Genomic DNA, 16,710 nt, shown 5'->3' with positions numbered 1-16,710 from the left:
GGGAAATGGTCGAGTACAACGCTACTCATCTCCCAACTTAGTCAATAGCACACCTGTTTTTTGACCGATACAACACACTGATTTATATGGGCACTTGAAGTAGGTATGGCACTTTGCATGGGAGATACAAGATTAATTAAAGTGCGGGAAGTTAGTAACCGTCCTTGATCAGCTTGGTATCCCGGTATATAACATCATAAATGTTTACGCTCACCAAAGAATTGTCACAGCAAAAGTTCGAGAGTTTTTCGATCAGCTCAAAACAACATATCAACCCGATATTCCGCCGCTCGAAACTGATGATCTCGATCCAGCGATCAAAATTCACTAAAAAGTCTATTAGTCAAAGTACTTCTTAGACTCAATCCTTTTATGACAACAAAGCCATCTGCACGTTTGCAACAACCACCTGCAAAATTTGTACGGCAAGCAATAGCACTAGGGGAGATAAATCAATCATGCCCATTTTTGGCAGCACATTACGAAATGGTTGTAATAAGGGTTCTGTCAATTCAGATAAAAAGTAGTAAAAAATGGAGGTCGCTGCAAACCACGACAGAATGATGCTGATAAATACAGCGCCAATCACCCCAGATAAAAAGAGATTAATGAGCTCAAATATCCCCATGAGCAACACACTGCCAACTGCAAGCGGCGCACCACTTAAAAACCACAGCACTCCAATTTTGCATAACGCTATAAGGTACGCTGCTACCAAGCTTGCAGTGTCTAATCTACCAACACTAGGCAAGGCTTTTCGTAAGGGTAGGATGATCCAGTTCGTAAGACTGAGCAAATAACTACTAATTTGATAGCCCCCTGCTCGCCCTAAATTAATATGAAAAAACTGCATATAGCAACGAATTAGGCAGGCTCCGCCAATAATGGTCACTAAGGCCTGCAGTAATAAATTGGATATTTGAAAAATCATGCTGATAACCCTTTATAAAAATACAATTGATTGCTAGCCCGACTAATCTCTTAGGCTAGCCATCTAAGATCGACCGTCATCCCGCTAAAAACATAGAGTGTCCACTCATTTGAATTTACCTAATCGATTCAAGTGATTTTTAGTGCTTGAAACGGGAAAACCTAAAACTAAACTTTATGGCTTGGGGGCTTTTCGGAAGTGTTAAGAGGCAAAAAATGCCGTACATCACCATCGCACTATTATGCAGAACCTTGCGGGATTCCGGCTCAAAAAGAAAGCAAGGCTCGAGTAAGCCCATTTGGCTTTAAAAAGACATCCATAGGCAATTTTATTTATCTATAAATTAGATTACGAATATCAAATTAAATTATTATGCAGATATGCAAATACCGCCTAGAATGATTGTGTTGCGAAATAATATTTCAACCCTCATAGGAAAAAAAATGTCCATTATTAACACTGCTGTTCAGCCATTTAAAACCCAAGCTTTCCACAACGGTAAGTTTGTAACCATCACCGATGAAACACTCAAAGGCAAATGGTCAGTACTGATTTTTATGCCTGCTGCGTTTACTTTTAACTGCCCAACAGAAATTGAAGATGCTGCAGAAAACTATCCTGAATTTCAGAAGATGGGTACTGAGGTATACATCGTTACTACAGATACTCATTTTTCACATAAAGTATGGCACGAGACATCACCTGCAGTAGGCAAGGCTAAGTTCCCATTGGTTGGCGATCCAACCCATACCCTCACACGCGCATTTGGCGTACACATCGAAGAAGATGGCTTGGCATTGCGTGGCACATTCATCATCAACCCAGAGGGCATCATTAAGACTGCTGAGATTCACTCAAACGAAATCGCTCGTGATGTTTCAGAGACATTGCGCAAGCTTAAAGCTGCTCAGTACACCGCCGCTCACCCAGGTGAAGTTTGCCCAGCGAAATGGAAAGAAGGCGCTGCAACATTGACACCTTCTTTAGACCTCGTAGGCAAGATCTAAGGATCGCGGTACTTCAGTCTAAGTAAGTCAATACCAATCAGACTCTCTTCGGAGGGTCTATTGGAGAGGTTGATGCATATCACCTCTCCAATAGATTCATCAAGACCCACAGAACCACATTGCAATTCAAGTACAGAAAGCACCGTATGTTAGATACCAATATCAAAACCCAATTAAAAACTTACTTTGAGAAGATTGTTAGTCCAATCACTCTTATAGCTACGCTAGATGACAGCCCAGCCTCGGCTCAAATGCTTGAGCTATTAAATGAAGTAGCGGAGCAGTCTGACAAAATCACGGTTCACACCTCAGGCAATAGCATAAACACGCCTAGCTTCACAGTAGGTAAGGTAGATGAGGCAGCGCGTATTGCTTTTTCAGGCCTGCCTATGGGTCATGAGATGACCTCTTTTATCTTGGCTATTCTGCAATCTAGTGGTTACCCACCCAAGGTAGAGGAAGACATTCTTGAAAGTATTCGAGGGCTGACTGGAAAGCTCCATTTTCAGACCTTTATTTCTTTGTCGTGCCATAACTGCCCCGATGTTGTTCAGGCCTTGAACTTGATGTCCGCCATCAACCCCGATATCGAGCATGAAATGATTGATGGGGCCCTCTTCCAAGGCCTGGTAGATCAATACCAAATCATGGCTGTCCCAACCGTTATCTTAAATGGCGCTGTATTTGGTCAGGGACGAATGACTGTTGAGGAAATTGCAGCAAAGCTAGATACCAATACAGCTGCGCGCGATGCAGAAAAGCTCAGCGCCAAAGCGCTATATGACTCACTCATTATTGGCGGCGGTCCTGCCGGCGCCTCAGCAGCCATCTATTCCGCCAGAAAAGGAATTAGAACCGGCATTCTGGCTGAACGTTTTGGCGGCCAAGTTGCTGATACGGTCGGTATCGAGAACTTTATCTCTGTACAAGAAACAGAGGGTCCAAAGTTAGTTATGGCCTTAGAGCAGCACGTCAAAGCTTACGATGTCGAGATCATGAATCTTCAAAAAGCGACAGCCCTCAGTAAGAGCGGTGATGAAATTCAGATCACGCTAGAAAATGGTGGAACCCTCAAAAGTAAGACCGTTATTTTGAGTACCGGCGCACGCTGGCGTGAAATGAATGTACCAGGTGAGCAAGAGTACCGTGGTAAGGGTGTTGCCTACTGCCCGCATTGCGATGGCCCTCTATACAAAGGTAAGCGTGTTGCTGTGATTGGCGGAGGAAACTCAGGGGTTGAAGCAGCAATTGATTTAGCTGGAATCGTCAATCATGTCACTTTAGTAGAGTTTGACACTAAATTGCGGGCTGATGCTGTCTTGCAAAAGAAGATGTATAGCATGCCTAATGTCACCGTTATTACCAATGCCCTCAGTAAAGAAGTTTTAGGAGCCGACAATAAGGTAACTACCTTGCGATATGAAGATCGGGCTAATCAACAGATGCATGACGTTGCACTGGAAGGTATTTTTGTTCAAATTGGATTGCTTCCAAATACCGACTGGCTTAAAGGATCTATCGACTTATCCCCACGGGGTGAGGTCATCGTCGATCAGAAGGGCGAAACATCCATGCCCGGTGTGTTTGCGGCGGGTGACTGCACAACAGTCCCTTATAAGCAAATTATCATCGCAATGGGCGAAGGTGCAAAAGCGTCGCTCTCTGCCTTTGATTATTTAATTCGTTCATAAAGAAAAGCTGGTACTTTGAAGCCAGCATAAATAAAAACCCCGAATTCAATTCGGGGCTTTTATTTTTTTATTTTTTTATTTTTTTCCATGCCTATTGCAAATCTAGGCGCGGTGGGCCATCTGCAGAAGTTCGGCCAAGTGCTTAACCTTCCTGCCGGTCTCTTGCTCGATCTGCTCTCGACAACTAAAGCCATTTGTCAAAATAATGGTGTCTTGCTCGGTAGAGCGAATCGCTGGCAGAAGCACTAACTCCCCCACTGCCTTAGAGAGTTCTACATGCTCTGGATTGAAACCAAAAGACCCAGCCATGCCACAACATCCACTATCGATGTAATTGACTTGTGCTCCTAAAGCTGTCAGTAGCGCCACATCACCCTTAGTACCAAATAGTGATTTTTGATGACAGTGTGAGTGCACCAAAATGTTGCAATCTAAAGGAGGTGGCGTGTAACCATGTTCATGCAAAAAATCCCCCAGTAAATACGTGCTTGATGAAAGCAATTTCGCTCTCGGATCATGCGGGAAAAATTTCAATAATTCATCTTTGAAAACCGACATACAGCCTGGCTCAAGTCCCACTACTGCTATTGGTGAATCTTGGGCACCATCAATTTGATCACCCAGTGCATCGAGTATCTTCTCAAGCTTTTGCTTGGCTAAATCCAGATAACCGAAGTCATATAGAGGCCGGCCACAACACAAAGGGGTCTTTGGAAGCGTAGCCTCAAAACCAGCATGTCCTAAAACTTCTACTGCTGCATTAGCCACTTCCGGATGAAAGTGCTCGCAAAAGGTATCTACCCACAAAATGACTTTTTTCTGATCAACGCCCTTTTGAACCACCGGCTTAAATTGAGCACTGAAGGAGGGGCTCACAAACCGAGGCAGACTACGCTCTTGGGCCACACCGCCAACCCACTTGGCAAAAGACGATAAGCCCGGTGTTTGCATCACGGTATTAACCAGCCAAGCAAACCGGCTAGCGAGCGGAGCCCAATCGCCAATGCGCCCCATTGTCAAGGCCTGGCGCGGTCTGCCATGCTTCTCGTGATAGTGGGATAAAAATTCGGCTTTATAGGAGGCCATATCTACGTGTACAGGGCAGTCACTCTTACAACCCTTGCAAGATAGACAGGTATCCAAGGCATCTTTGAGCTCTTTGCTTTCCCAACCATCCTTAATAATTTCACCTTGTAGCATTTCCCAAAAGAGTCGTGAGCGACCACGAGTGGAAAAACGCTCTTCTTTGGTAACGCGATAACTAGGGCACATCGTGCCAACCTTCTCGCTACGGCATTTACCCATTCCAACACAACGCTCAACGGCTCTCTGAAAACCATTACCTTCTTGACTCAAGAAATTGAGGCGAGTTTTAATATTAACAATCTTATATTCTGGGCCCATACGCAGATTTTCATCCACACGGTAGGGATGAACTACTTTTCCAGGATTAAGCCTATTTTGTGGATCCCAAATGCGTTTAAATTCATGCATCGCGCCCATTAACTCTTCACCAAACATAATCGGTAAGAATTCAGCCCTAGCCTGACCATCACCGTGCTCACCCGTTAATGAACCCCCAAAAGAGACCACTAGCGTTGCAGCATCCCGAATGAATGATCTAAATTTAGCCACCCCTTCTGCGGTTCGGAAATCAAATGTAATACGGGCATGGACGCAACCGTCACCAAAATGGCCGTATAGGGAAGTGTCATAGCCATAAGAGTCAACCAGCGCCTGAAATGCCCGCAAGTAATCGCCTAAACGTGCAGGGTCAACAGCGGCATCCTCCCAACCCACAACTGGATCTGGACCCTTGGGGTCAATCGAAAGATGTGTCGCAGAAGCGCCATTCTCCCGAATAGACCAAATACGCTTTTGTAATTGCGCATCAGGAACCAACCAGGTGGAAGGCTGTGGGCCTTTGGTTCTGGTCTTAAAGTATTGCTCAGCTTTTTCGGCTTGGGCAATTGCCCCTTCTATCGTATCGTCACCAAATTCAACGACAACCCATGCATTACCTGCTGGCAATAAATCAATCTCTGCTTTAGCTAAATTACGTTGCTGCAAGCCCCGAATAATCTTGTAATCTAAACCTTCGATGGCAATGGGGCCAAAAGACTGATATTCCGGTACTGCATCCCCCGCAACATAGATGTCCTCAAAGCCAAGTACTAAGACCACTCGTTTTGGCGGACTTCGAACTAACCTTACTTTGGCAGCTAGCGTGAGCGCGCAGGTCCCTTCTGTTCCCACTAACGCGCGGGCAACATTAAAACCATTCTCTGGTAGCAGTTGATCTAAGTTATAGCCTGAAACACGACGCTTGATATTCGGAAAGCGCGCACGAATCAAATCGGCATAGCGATCACGCAAAGTGAGTAGATCTTGGTAGATCTGGCCCTTACGCCCGCCCGCTGCAATAATTTTCTCGAGCTCCTCATCGGAGGTTGGGCCAACCCAGAAACGCTCACCATCGTAGGTCAGAATTTCTAAGGCTTCCGTATTCTCTAATGTCTTACCCGCCATCACAGAATGTGCACCACAAGAGTTATTCGCTACCATGCCCCCTAAGGTGCATCGGCTATGAGTAGAGGGGTCTGGTGCAAAAGTTAAGCCATAGACTTCTGCTGCATCTCGCAATGAATCACAAATTACTCCAGGCTCCACAGTCGCCGAGCCAGCCAAGGGATCTAGTGCAAGAATGTGATTGCAGTATTTTGAAATATCAAACACGACTGCGTTATTTACTGTCTGGCCATTCATGGAAGTGCCGGCTCCACGCATCAGTACGGGCGCTTTATTTCGATGGCAGATTTCAATACCTTTGATAAATTCTTCGGTATTTTTAGGGGTGACGACCCCAATCGGTATTTGGCGATAATTCGATGCCTCGGAAGCATAAACTGCTTGGTGAGCTGTATCAAAATGTACAGAGCTACCAAGTGCTGCTGTCAGCTCAACGTTAAGCTGCTCCCACTGAGAAATGCCACCCATATTCAATCCTAGTCAGTTCTGATCGCCCCCAAAGAGCATGCCCCATTCTAACCATTTCTAGAGAATTGTTATTGGGTGCTGCTCTTTGCAATAAAGAAGGCCTTAGGAACCTCAGTGCACCATACAATTCCATCGCCAATCTGGCCCGTTTGGCAAATAGCCACGATGCGATCCATCAAAATCTGCGCAGCCTCATCATTACAGATCATCTCTATTTTGATCTTGGCGGAGTAGTCTGTTAACTCATCCTTAATATTGACCTTTTCAGTACGGTTAGCAGCACTACAGCCCTCAACCTTCGTCACCGTCATACCCGGAAATCCAGGAACCTCTAAAAGAGCGGTTCGTAGAGCAGCTAATTTATTGGGTCGAACGACCGCCTTGACTTCCATCATGCTTCCACCTCTTTATCTTCAAACCATCTATACAAAACAGGGAGCACTAACAATGTGAGTGCTGTTGAGGTGATTAGTCCTGCAATCACAACCGCTGCAAGTGGCCTTGTAACCTCAGAGCCAGGACCGCCAGAAAAGAGCATTGGCACTAAAGCTAACATCGCTACGGAAGCCGTCATCATGACTGGCCTAAATCGATGGCCGCAGCCATGCAGCAATGCATCTTCCATTGAATACCCGTCATCGCGAAGTTGCTTAATAAAGGATATTAATACCACCCCATTTAATACTGCAATTCCCCACAAATTGATAAATCCTACAGCGGCTGGTACAGACAAGTATTCACCCGTAATAAACAAACCAAAGACGCCCCCAATGGATGCGAATGGGAGTACCAAAATAATCAAACCCGCTAACTTTAATGATTTAAATAGCATGAATAATAAAAAGTAAATGGCTAAAATCGTCAGCGGAATAATTACCATCAGCCGCGCCATGGCTCGCTCCATATTTTCAAACTGACCACCCCACTGCAAGCTATAGCCCTGAGGCAATTCAAGTTCTTTAGCGATTTGGGATTGTGCTTCTTTTACAAAACCAGCCAAATCACGACCCTCTACGTTAACGCCAACCACGAGGCGCCGCTTACCGGACTCCCGAGAAATTTGTGCGGGGCCGTCTACTAATGCAATATCCGCTAGGTCACGCATCAATACTTGGGCACCATCGGATGAATGCAAAATGATATTTTCAATCGCGTCGACTTTGTCGCGATAAAAGGATGGATAGCGCAGCACTAAAGGAAAACGTCTTTCCCCCTCATACACTATTGACGCTTGCTTGCCACCGATCGCTGTTTCGATTACCTCGTTCACATCAGCTACATTAATGCCGTAGCGGGCAATAGCATCTCGCTTGATAGTGATGTTCAGATAGTTCTGACCAGTAGCCTGCTCAATACGCAAGTCATTGCTACCCTTCATCTTAGTCAAAATTTGGCTGATTTGAGCGCCTAGCTTTTGCAAGATGATCATGTCATCACCAAAAATCTTAATGGCGACTTGTGAGCGTACTCCAGAAACCATCTCATCAACACGAGCAGCAATTGGTTGAGAAATCGATAACTCAATACCCGGAATTGTTTTTAACTTACTCCGAATTTCTTGAGCAATCTCTTCTTGGCTAAGCTTGCGATCGCCAATAGGCTTTAAGGTCACAATCGGGTCAGACTCATTAGGCTGGCCAGGGTCAGCGGGTGATTCTCCTTTACCCAAACGAGAAACAGCCATCTCAACTCCGGGTATCGTCATGATTCGCTTAATCGCTTCAAATTCCAATTGAATTGACTCATCTAAAGAAATATTGGGAGCTCGTATGATGACTGGCGTAATTGAACCCTCCTGCATCACTGGGATAAAAGCTTTACCTAGCATCACGAAGCCTAAAATGCTGACCGCTAGCGCAATAAACGAACGCTTAACTACTAGCTTAGGATTAGATAGGCTCCAGTGCAACCAGCGCTCATATGGCGCTCTTAGACGGCTCACTAGCTTAGTGTCATCCTCATTACCACCCTTCAGAATATAAGAGCATAAGACTGGAGAAAGCGTAAAAGAAAGAATTAGTGAGATAGTTAATGCAATAGCAATCGTAATGGCCATCGGTGCAAACATTTTTCCTTCCATACCCTCAAGCGATAACAAGGGCATGAAAACTAAAATAATAATGCCTACCCCAAAGAGTACTGGCTTGCCGACCTCTGTTGCTGCTTCTAAAATAATTCGGTTCTTCGATTCACCTGTTTTGAGTTTAGCGCCTAATTTACCAAAGGTGTTCTCAACAACCACTACTGAGCCATCGACCATGATGCCTATGGCAATAGCAAGACCACCTAAGGACATGAGATTTGCAGAAATGCCGTAGCGATTCATGACTAAAAAAGTTAACAACGGCGTCAAAATTAATGTAGCCACCACAATTAGTGATGAGCGCACATCTCCTAAGAATAAAAAGAGCAAGATCACCACCAAGATCACACCCTCAATCAATACCTTAGCAACGTTAAACATCGCTGCATTTACTAAATCAGTTCGGTCATAAAACGGAACAATCTGCAAACCATCAGGCAATTGCTTGCCGTCATTAATTTCCGCTACCTTTGCTTTAATGCGATTGACTACTTCACGAGCGTTACCACCACGAATCATTTGAATAATTCCGGCAACGCTTTCGGTATAACCGTTCTTAATCGCGGCACCTTGTCGAATTTCACTGCCAATAACGACCTCTGCGATATTTTTTACATAAATTGGCGTACCCTTAACCTCTTTAAGAATAATTTTCTCGATATCCTCAGGCTTTGTAATCAAACCTACACCACGGATTAAGTAACGCTCAGCATAGGAAGGCAGCTGCCCACCACCAGAATTTGCATTATTTCTAGCGAGAGCCTCATATACTTCACGCAAGCTGATCTGGTAGTGACGTAATCGCTCAGGATTAACCAACACCTGATATTCCCGGGCATATCCACCCTGAGTATTAATCTCTGCCACACCAGAGATTGAGCGCAACATTGGCCTGACCACCCAATCTTGAATAGTGCGACGCTCCTCCAGCTCGTCAATCGTGAGCTTTCTTGTACCGTCCGAAGGGTGATCTAAGGTGTACTGATAGATCTCACCCAATCCTGTTGAAGGCGGTGCCAAAACCGGGGTAATGCCAACGGGCATTTTGGAGCCCACTTCAATTAAACGCTCAGTAACTAATTGCCTTGCAAAATATAAGTCTGTTTTTTCTGTAAAGACAAGCGTGATAACCGACAGATTATTGCGATTAAGAGACCGCATTTCGATTAGGCCCTGCAATCCCGTCATGGCCAGTTCAATCGGGACAGTAACAAAGCGCTCAACCTCTTCAGGAGAGCGACCAGGCGCTTCTGAAGCAATCTGTACCTGTACATTTGTTACATCCGGAAAGGCATCTACTGATAAACGCTTCGTCGCTAACAGTCCTGCAATAAATAGGACGAGCGCAATAATAACAACTAGTAAGCGCTGCTGCAGCGAGAGACGGACAATTTTCTCAATCATGATTTATCCACCATTAAGCTGTCGCTTACGCTCAGTGTTTAGATGATATGCGCCGTTAACGGCAATATCTTGACCTTCTTTCACACCGGAAAGTACTGGTCGATAGCCTTTACCCTCTGGGCCCAACTTCACTGCTACCATGCGATAGGTGTTGTCATCTTCGCGAATAAAAACATGATCATGATTATCTTCACGGATGACTGCGCTTACCGGTACTAACAGCCTTTCTATCGGCTGACTTTCAATCAACATCGTTGCCAACATACCAGGCTTTATATGACCTTCTTTATTAGAGATCTCCATTCTGACAATGACGGTTCGTGTTTGAGGATTCACAATAGAGTCAACGTGCGCGACTACTCCTTCGACTTCAGTATTGCGTAAGGCAGGAATAATCAAGGTCACTTTTTGACCTTTACGAATCAAATAGGCATTACTCTCAGGAATTTCTGCAATAGCCCACAATGTAGTGAGATCAGCAACCGTAAAGAGTGCGTCTGCAGGCTGTACGACCTGCCCCTTATTAATTTTTCGCTCAACAATTTGACCGGGTATGGTTGCGATGACATTATTGATAGACTCAATGACACCTGATTTTGCAAGGCGGTCAATACTACGCTGATCCATGCCCTGCACTCGCAATTGGTCGTTGGTTGCCCGATATTCCGCCTTCGCACTATTGGCCTCAGCTTCACGCCTCTGCAATTCGGCCAAGGCAATAACATCTTCTTTGTACAAAATTCTGGCACGATTAGCCGCTTGATCAGCAAGCTGACTTGCACTCTTCGCTTTTAAATACGATAACTGGGACTGAGTTAATTCAGTAGAAGTAATCTTGGCCAAAATGTCACCCTGCTTGACCGCCTGCCCTGGAATAGCCAAAATATCTGAAACACGGCCTGTGACATTCGCCCCAATTCGAGAAAGAAAAAGTTCATTAAAGTCTATGCGGCCTGAAGCTCGTAGTTCCTCTACAAAGGAACCGCTATAGACTCGGCCATCCGTAATCATGCTTCGTAAATCTTTATTTAGAATCACGATATTGGGATCTTGTACTAATTTAACCGAAGGCTTGCGGTCAAAAACATTGAAGTAATTAAGGATGATTAAAAATAAGCAAAACCATGGCAGGTAAAACAAACCCTTTTGAGTCCACTGAGGTGCTTTGTCATACTGTTTTGCAATGCTTGGTACATGTGAAGTAAACCAATCATGCGTCAGGGTGTACATATTATTTTGGGCGCCGATAACGTCGGTAGCCCATTTTCTTGTGTATACCTTAGCGATACTCATATATTGAACATACCAACTTTGAATGACGTTCATTCCTAAAATGAATTTTTTCTTCATTGCCTTACACTTTCTATCTTTGCAATTAGCTCTGGCGTTGCCCTTAAACGCTCTATTTCTGTTAATACTGAGGCTAGATCAAAACGGGCTCTAATCAAATCATTTCGCGCCAACCTAAAGGTTCTTTGCGCATCTAAGTACTCCAACATACCGCGCTCACCATATCGATAGGACACCTCAGCAATTCTTCTGGCACTGGAGGCTAGCTGCACTACTTCTTGATCCAATATTTTGACTTGATAACTTGTCATTTGGTACAACTGGTAAGCTGTTTCCATTTGCTGCTCTAAATTTTGACTTTGCGCATTCAGGAGATTTTTAGCCTTTGAAGCATTTGCCTGTGCCTCAGCAATTTGCCCGCCCTTAAAATCCCAAATGGGAATACTAAACACCAAGCCATACTGTCGATCCGTAAAATTCGGATCGTTATATTGCTGAGCCTTTAAAGAAATTCGAGGTAGTCGTGAGTTTTGCTCAAAACTCAGTCTAGATTCAGTAGACTCGACTTCAGCTTTGGCTCGCTTTAATTCTGGGCTCTGAGTTTGCAGCTCTTGTATTAATGTGGCCAAAGGGGGGAGTGCCTCCATCTGAATAGATTGCGTCACCACCGAATAGTCCGCAGGCAAGCCATGCCCCACTGTCTGCCTCAACATACTTTTTGCCTGCATTACCCGCAGTTTGCTTGATTCGGCATTAATCTGCGCATTTAAAAATTCTGTTTGAGCTCTGATCAGCTCAAAGCGTGCAGTTTCACCAACGTCATAGCGGACCTGCATACGATCACGAATTTGCTTTGTCAGATCTAAGTCCGCCTCTGCCGCGCTTAATTCAGCATCACGCCGCATCACCTCATAGAAACGCTGTTGCACCTTGGAAATAATTTCAATCTCAAAAGCAATGCGACCCGCTTCTGCCGCACGAACGTTAGCCTCAGCAGCATTAACTCTAGGAAAGCGCGTGTAAGGCATATCTAATGGTTGCGTTACCGACCAAGATGACACATTGCCGGTTGTTAAGGGACCAGATGCTGATCGCTGTTGACCAGTGTTAACCTCAAAATCAGGATTTGGAATGGCGCGAGCCGTTGAAAGCTGGCCCTTAATCGCTTGAGATTGATCTCGGGCCGCCAATACCTGCGGACTGGAGTTAATCGCAATTGAAATCAGTTCATTGACGGTCAGTGGCTTTTGCCCTTGCGCAAAAACGCTACCCGCAAACCAAAGGCAGGTCGCAACAAATAAAAGGGTCTTAGATCGACTCATAGTAAATATTCTTAAATACAAACACAATCCTCCATTATCAAGCCCTTCATCTAGTTAAGGCGGGGTAAATGCCTCTAATATGGAGCACTGGCACAGTTTTGAACGCAAAAGTCTGAAAATAAGGCAATAAATTCATCAGCTCACTTTATTTTAGGTGCTACACAGTTAACGAAGTATCCGCCTAGAAATACGTCCATACTGCTGGCTCTGATGAAATGTTTTTTGTAATAACTTATGTATTTTCTTTAAGCCCATTTCGAGTGCGGTGCGTTGATCTCTCGCAGTAATACTCACCTCGATAGGACGGCAATTAAAAGTTTGTATCTCTATTGAACAAATTTGATTGCAGGCAGTCCTAGAGTGCACCTCAATTGAATATTTCACTTTAATTTTATGCACCAACCAAAATAATTTCCTCAGAGAGAACCGCACCCGGTTCTGAATGAATACTGTGAATTCAGGCTCGACAACACCCCCTGCCTCTAAAACTACATTCATGTCACCCCTTTAACTTTGATCATGTATTGAACTATATGGTTTTTTATATTCCTAATAAAGGTGAATTTAATTGATTATATTTCTGGTTTTTACTGATACTTAAAATAAAAAAAGGCCCTCACTAAGAGGGCCAAAGAGAGAACAGCAGGATAAAGTTAATCAATAACAATTGCCATCAACGCAGTGGCAGCGCCAGCGCCTAAGGCAGGAATTCCCCAGCGCTCTAATGGATGCAAGGCGCTACCAGTAACCACCTCTACTGGAACATCACTGATTTCCAGCAACTTAGCAGTTGTAGAGTTTTCAAAGAGCCTATTTACTGAATGCTTTTTAGAAGTCCCAACCACGATCCGATTGCATTGAAGTCGCTGCGCCTCATCACGTAAACCAGTGCCCTTATCTCCACAAACATAACTAGAAGAAAATGCAACACCCGCTGTTTCGAGATAGTGTGATGCAGACTCTGTAGCTTTGAGCGCACAATCAGCTTGCCAATCTTGAACAGAGCGTTTACTCAAGAATTTACGGATGTGCGTATGCAAGCTTGGCTGCACATTACACAGATGAATATGCGTTTGGGGATTGTGCCCATATGCTCGTACTGCATGCTTAACTGCTAAATCAGAATTCTTAGAACCATCAACTGGAATCAGAATGGAATTCATGGTATTTCCTTTCAATTGAGAAGACTGCAATGTCGATATATCCTCAGCAGATTCTGGGTTTACTACCGAGGAGGCAATGACATCCTCCAGGGCCAGCCTGCTTCTTATAAAACCACCACCTAAAACTCCCAGCACTACAACAACTTGTATTACGTATTCCCATGCAGCGCTATAAGACTGCAGAAATTCCTGTGTTATTGGCTCTGAAATAACCATCTTTGCCGCGGTAAATGCCAGAACACCAGCGCCTATATAGGTGACCGATGGGTAACGCTCCACCAGTTTCAAAATTTGGGTTGATCCCCAAATCACAATCGGAATACTGATCAGTAGGCCTAATACAACGAGTACGTAACTTCCATTAGATGCGCCAGCGACTGCCAGGACATTGTCTAAACCCATCACCGCATCTGCGATCACAATCGTTTTCATTGCGCCCCAGAATGTAGTGGAAGCGGCGCCATGTCCCTTTCCATCATCTGCTGCAGGGTTAAGCAATCTATAGGCAATCCACAATAAGAGTAAACCGCCAACTAGCATTAATCCAGGGATTTGCAGTAGATACACGACTAGTAGCGTCATGATGCTTCTCACCACAATTGCCCCTACCGCACCCCAAACGATTGCCTTTTTCTGCAAATGCGCGGGGAGATTTTTAGCGGCCATTGCAATGACGATGGCGTTATCTCCCGCCAACACTAAATCGATCATCACAATCGCCATTAAGGCCGAAAAAAATTCTGGGCTAAAGAGTTCCAATTGAGTTTCCTTAATTTATATTTGACTCATGAATACCATGAGCGCTGATGGGGTTAATTTAAGATTTATTGAGCTTAGTAAAAAGAAGATATATATTGAACTTACTTTCGAAAAAACCTGAATATGACCATGCCCTATAACTATCGACACTTGTACTACTTCTGGGTAGTGGCCAAGGAAGGCAGTATGTCCAAGGCTGCTGAGCGTCTAGATATGGCCATTCAGACGATCAGCGCACAGGTTCATGAGCTAGAAAAGTCGCTAGGTTTCCTTTTATTTAAGCCTGCAGGGCGGGGTATTACGCTGACGGAGTCCGGTTTTGCCGCTTTAGAAATCGCTGATCAGATTTTTTCACTAGGCGAGAGGCTGCCTGAGGCAGTGAGGGATGCCGCTAAAGCCCCCAAACAAAAAATTACCGTTGGGGTATCCGATGGTTTACCAAAGCTCATTACTCGTCAATTACTTGAACCTATTCTACAAATGAAGGAAATTCACCTCATTGTCCATGAGGGTGAATTTGATGATTTATTGGCAGACCTTGCATTACATCGGCTCGATATTATTTTGTCAGATCGCCCTGCGCCCAATAACAAAAACCTCAATGTTTACAGTGAAGAGCTAACTAAATCTGCTATCTCTTGGTATGGTTCTGAAAAATGGTCAAAAGCAGTAAAGGGTACATTTCCAGACTGCTTAAATCACCTGCCTATTTTGCTTCCCACATCCCATTCGATGGTTCGATTTTTGATCGACCAATGGTTTATCAAAAATAACATCATCCCGAATGTAGTGGGCGAATTTGAAGATAGCGCTCTACTAAAAACCTTTGCCGCTAGTGGTATGGGTGTTTTTCCTGCAGTTAATCTAGTGCAAAAAGAATTGAGGGAAACTTATCACATTGAAGCACTAGGCCACTGCAGCGATATTTATGAATATTTCTACGCCATTAGATCTGAGAAAAAAATTGCCAACCCACTCGTAGAAGCCATCATCAAAAGATCGTCACTCTGATACTCACCAGTTAAAATAGAAACATGACTAATTTTCTCGATCCCGCAATTTTATTTTTCATCTTTGGCGTCTTTGCAGGCACCGTCAAATCCAATCTAGAAATTCCACAACCTATTTCCCGATTTTTATCGCTCTATCTATTAATGGCCCTGGGTTTAAAGGGTGGATTTGCCCTCCACAAATCGGGCTTCACTACGGAAATCGGACTCTCATTAGGCTTGGCCATACTGTTAGCGATAGTGATTCCGATAATTGGTTATTGGATTCTACGAAAAAAATTAAATGCTTTTGATTCAGCTGCGATTGCCGCTACCTATGGATCCGTCAGTGCCGTCACATTTATTACTGCCACCCAATATTTAGATCACTTAAATCTTGCCTATGGTGGCCACATGGCTGCTGCGATGGCGCTTATGGAGTCTCCAGCAATTATCTTCGCCATCATCATGGCTAACAAAGCCAGAGCTGCCCACCCATCCAGTCAAAGTACCCAACAGCCAGCCACTGGATTATCTAAGGTATTACATGAGTCATTTACTGATGGCGCACAGCTACTACTTCTGGGATCAATGATAGTAGGCCTGATGAGTGGCGACGCCGGTCAAAAGCTGATGGCCCCATTTTCGATTGATCTATTTAAGGGAATGCTCGCTTTTTTCCTATTAGACATGGGGCTGATGGCAGCCAGAAATTTCAGCGGTCTCAAAGGAAAGCCACCGATTACTTTGCTATATGCCATAGGCTCACCTCTCGCTCATGCGCTCTTAGCTCTCGTATTCTGTAGGTTGTTAGGCTTACCACTCGGAGATACCGTTCTACTCATGGTGCTCGCCTCTAGCGCTTCTTATATTGCGGTCCCTGCAGTGTTACGGCATGCTCTGCCTGAAGTCAACCCAGCCTTATATATGGGCATGTCTTTAGGGTTAACTTTTCCGTTCAATATCATGATTGGTATTCCGCTATACACTTGGATTGCTAAACAGCTTTTATAGAATCGTTACCGCAGCACATCGCCGCATTACATCACCGTAGTACGTCACCGTAGTACGTCA

General features: G+C 44.5%; 11 protein-coding genes and 1 pseudogene. 4 read left to right on the top strand and 8 right to left on the bottom strand.

Features of this window, described 5'->3' with window-relative positions:
• Positions 1–370: 370 nt before the first annotated feature.
• Complete coding sequence (locus QUD86_RS01850; RefSeq protein ID WP_286297637.1) at positions 371–931, bottom strand: YggT family protein; 561 nt, start codon at positions 929–931, stop codon at positions 371–373.
• A gap of 443 nt (positions 932–1,374) precedes the next feature.
• Here QUD86_RS01850 and ahpC point away from each other — a divergent pair, with 443 nt between their 5' ends.
• Together ahpC and ahpF are read left to right on the top strand one after the other, a co-directional pair.
• Positions 1,375–1,938, top strand: coding sequence for an alkyl hydroperoxide reductase subunit C (gene ahpC, locus QUD86_RS01845; RefSeq protein WP_286297635.1), 564 nt, complete (start codon positions 1,375–1,377; stop codon positions 1,936–1,938).
• A 146-nt stretch (positions 1,939–2,084) separates the two neighbouring features.
• Entirely contained in the window at positions 2,085–3,629 is a 1,545-nt protein-coding gene (ahpF, locus tag QUD86_RS01840; protein ID WP_286297633.1) for an alkyl hydroperoxide reductase subunit F, read from the top strand.
• Positions 3,630–3,731: 102 nt separating this feature from the next.
• Here the strand turns inward: ahpF and QUD86_RS01835 are convergent, their stop codons facing one another.
• The 7 genes and pseudogenes from QUD86_RS01835 to QUD86_RS01805 all read right to left on the bottom strand — a co-directional run.
• The gene (locus QUD86_RS01835; protein WP_286297631.1) at positions 3,732–6,626 is read right to left on the bottom strand and encodes an FAD-binding and (Fe-S)-binding domain-containing protein; all 2,895 of its coding nucleotides are present in this window, start codon (positions 6,624–6,626) and stop codon (positions 3,732–3,734) included.
• 68 nt (positions 6,627–6,694) lie between these two features.
• Positions 6,695–7,021 carry a P-II family nitrogen regulator gene (locus QUD86_RS01830; RefSeq protein WP_286297629.1) on the bottom strand — a complete coding sequence of 109 codons (327 nt, stop codon included), beginning with the start codon at positions 7,019–7,021 and terminating at the stop codon, positions 6,695–6,697.
• A complete protein-coding gene (locus QUD86_RS01825; protein ID WP_286297627.1) occupies positions 7,018–10,113 on the bottom strand; it encodes an efflux RND transporter permease subunit in 3,096 nt (1,031 codons plus the stop codon). The genes QUD86_RS01830 and QUD86_RS01825 overlap by 4 nt, the downstream gene beginning before the upstream one ends.
• A 3-nt stretch (positions 10,114–10,116) precedes the next feature.
• Complete coding sequence (locus QUD86_RS01820) at positions 10,117–11,463, bottom strand: efflux RND transporter periplasmic adaptor subunit (protein ID WP_286297625.1); 1,347 nt, start codon at positions 11,461–11,463, stop codon at positions 10,117–10,119.
• Positions 11,460–12,725, bottom strand: a complete 1,266-nt coding sequence (locus tag QUD86_RS01815; protein WP_286297623.1) for a TolC family protein — start codon at positions 12,723–12,725, stop codon at positions 11,460–11,462. Before QUD86_RS01815 ends, QUD86_RS01820 begins: the two co-directional genes overlap by 4 nt.
• A 653-nt stretch (positions 12,726–13,378) precedes the next feature.
• Positions 13,379–13,888, bottom strand: coding sequence for a universal stress protein (locus QUD86_RS01810; RefSeq protein ID WP_286298583.1), 510 nt, complete (start codon positions 13,886–13,888; stop codon positions 13,379–13,381).
• Positions 13,889–13,984: 96 nt separating this feature from the next.
• A pseudogene (locus QUD86_RS01805) lies at positions 13,985–14,647 on the bottom strand (TerC family protein); the annotation flags it as partial.
• A 123-nt stretch (positions 14,648–14,770) separates the two neighbouring features.
• Here QUD86_RS01805 and QUD86_RS01800 point away from each other — a divergent pair.
• Both QUD86_RS01800 and QUD86_RS01795 read left to right on the top strand, forming a co-directional pair.
• Positions 14,771–15,658, top strand: a complete 888-nt coding sequence (locus QUD86_RS01800) for a LysR family transcriptional regulator (protein WP_286297621.1) — start codon at positions 14,771–14,773, stop codon at positions 15,656–15,658.
• 23 nt (positions 15,659–15,681) lie between these two features.
• Positions 15,682–16,650: a sodium-dependent bicarbonate transport family permease gene (locus QUD86_RS01795; protein WP_286297620.1), complete on the top strand. Its 969-nt coding sequence runs from the start codon at positions 15,682–15,684 to the stop codon at positions 16,648–16,650.
• Positions 16,651–16,710: the final 60 nt, after the last annotated feature.

Source organism: Polynucleobacter sp. TUM22923 (assembly GCF_030295705.1).
In the GTDB taxonomy this organism is placed as follows: domain Bacteria; phylum Pseudomonadota; class Gammaproteobacteria; order Burkholderiales; family Burkholderiaceae; genus Polynucleobacter.
The sequence above is the reverse complement of the archived record's forward strand: the minus strand, read 5'-3'. Positions and strand labels throughout refer to the sequence as shown.

Bases quoted from the DNA above. Each gene is read 5' to 3' on its own strand.
- QUD86_RS01795 (WP_286297620.1), top strand. From the start codon at position 15,682: ATGACTAATTTTCTCGATCCCGCAATTTTATTTTTCATCTTTGGCGTC.
- QUD86_RS01830 (WP_286297629.1), bottom strand. From the start codon at position 7,021: ATGATGGAAGTCAAGGCGGTCGTTCGACCCAATAAATTAGCTGCTCTA.
- QUD86_RS01850 (WP_286297637.1), bottom strand. From the start codon at position 931: ATGATTTTTCAAATATCCAATTTATTACTGCAGGCCTTAGTGACCATT.
- QUD86_RS01820 (WP_286297625.1), bottom strand. From the start codon at position 11,463: ATGAAGAAAAAATTCATTTTAGGAATGAACGTCATTCAAAGTTGGTAT.
- QUD86_RS01815 (WP_286297623.1), bottom strand. From the start codon at position 12,725: ATGAGTCGATCTAAGACCCTTTTATTTGTTGCGACCTGCCTTTGGTTT.
- QUD86_RS01825 (WP_286297627.1), bottom strand. From the start codon at position 10,113: ATGATTGAGAAAATTGTCCGTCTCTCGCTGCAGCAGCGCTTACTAGTT.
- QUD86_RS01835 (WP_286297631.1), bottom strand. From the start codon at position 6,626: ATGGGTGGCATTTCTCAGTGGGAGCAGCTTAACGTTGAGCTGACAGCA.
- ahpC (WP_286297635.1), top strand. From the start codon at position 1,375: ATGTCCATTATTAACACTGCTGTTCAGCCATTTAAAACCCAAGCTTTC.
- ahpF (WP_286297633.1), top strand. From the start codon at position 2,085: ATGTTAGATACCAATATCAAAACCCAATTAAAAACTTACTTTGAGAAG.
- QUD86_RS01800 (WP_286297621.1), top strand. From the start codon at position 14,771: ATGACCATGCCCTATAACTATCGACACTTGTACTACTTCTGGGTAGTG.
- QUD86_RS01810 (WP_286298583.1), bottom strand. From the start codon at position 13,888: ATGAATTCCATTCTGATTCCAGTTGATGGTTCTAAGAATTCTGATTTA.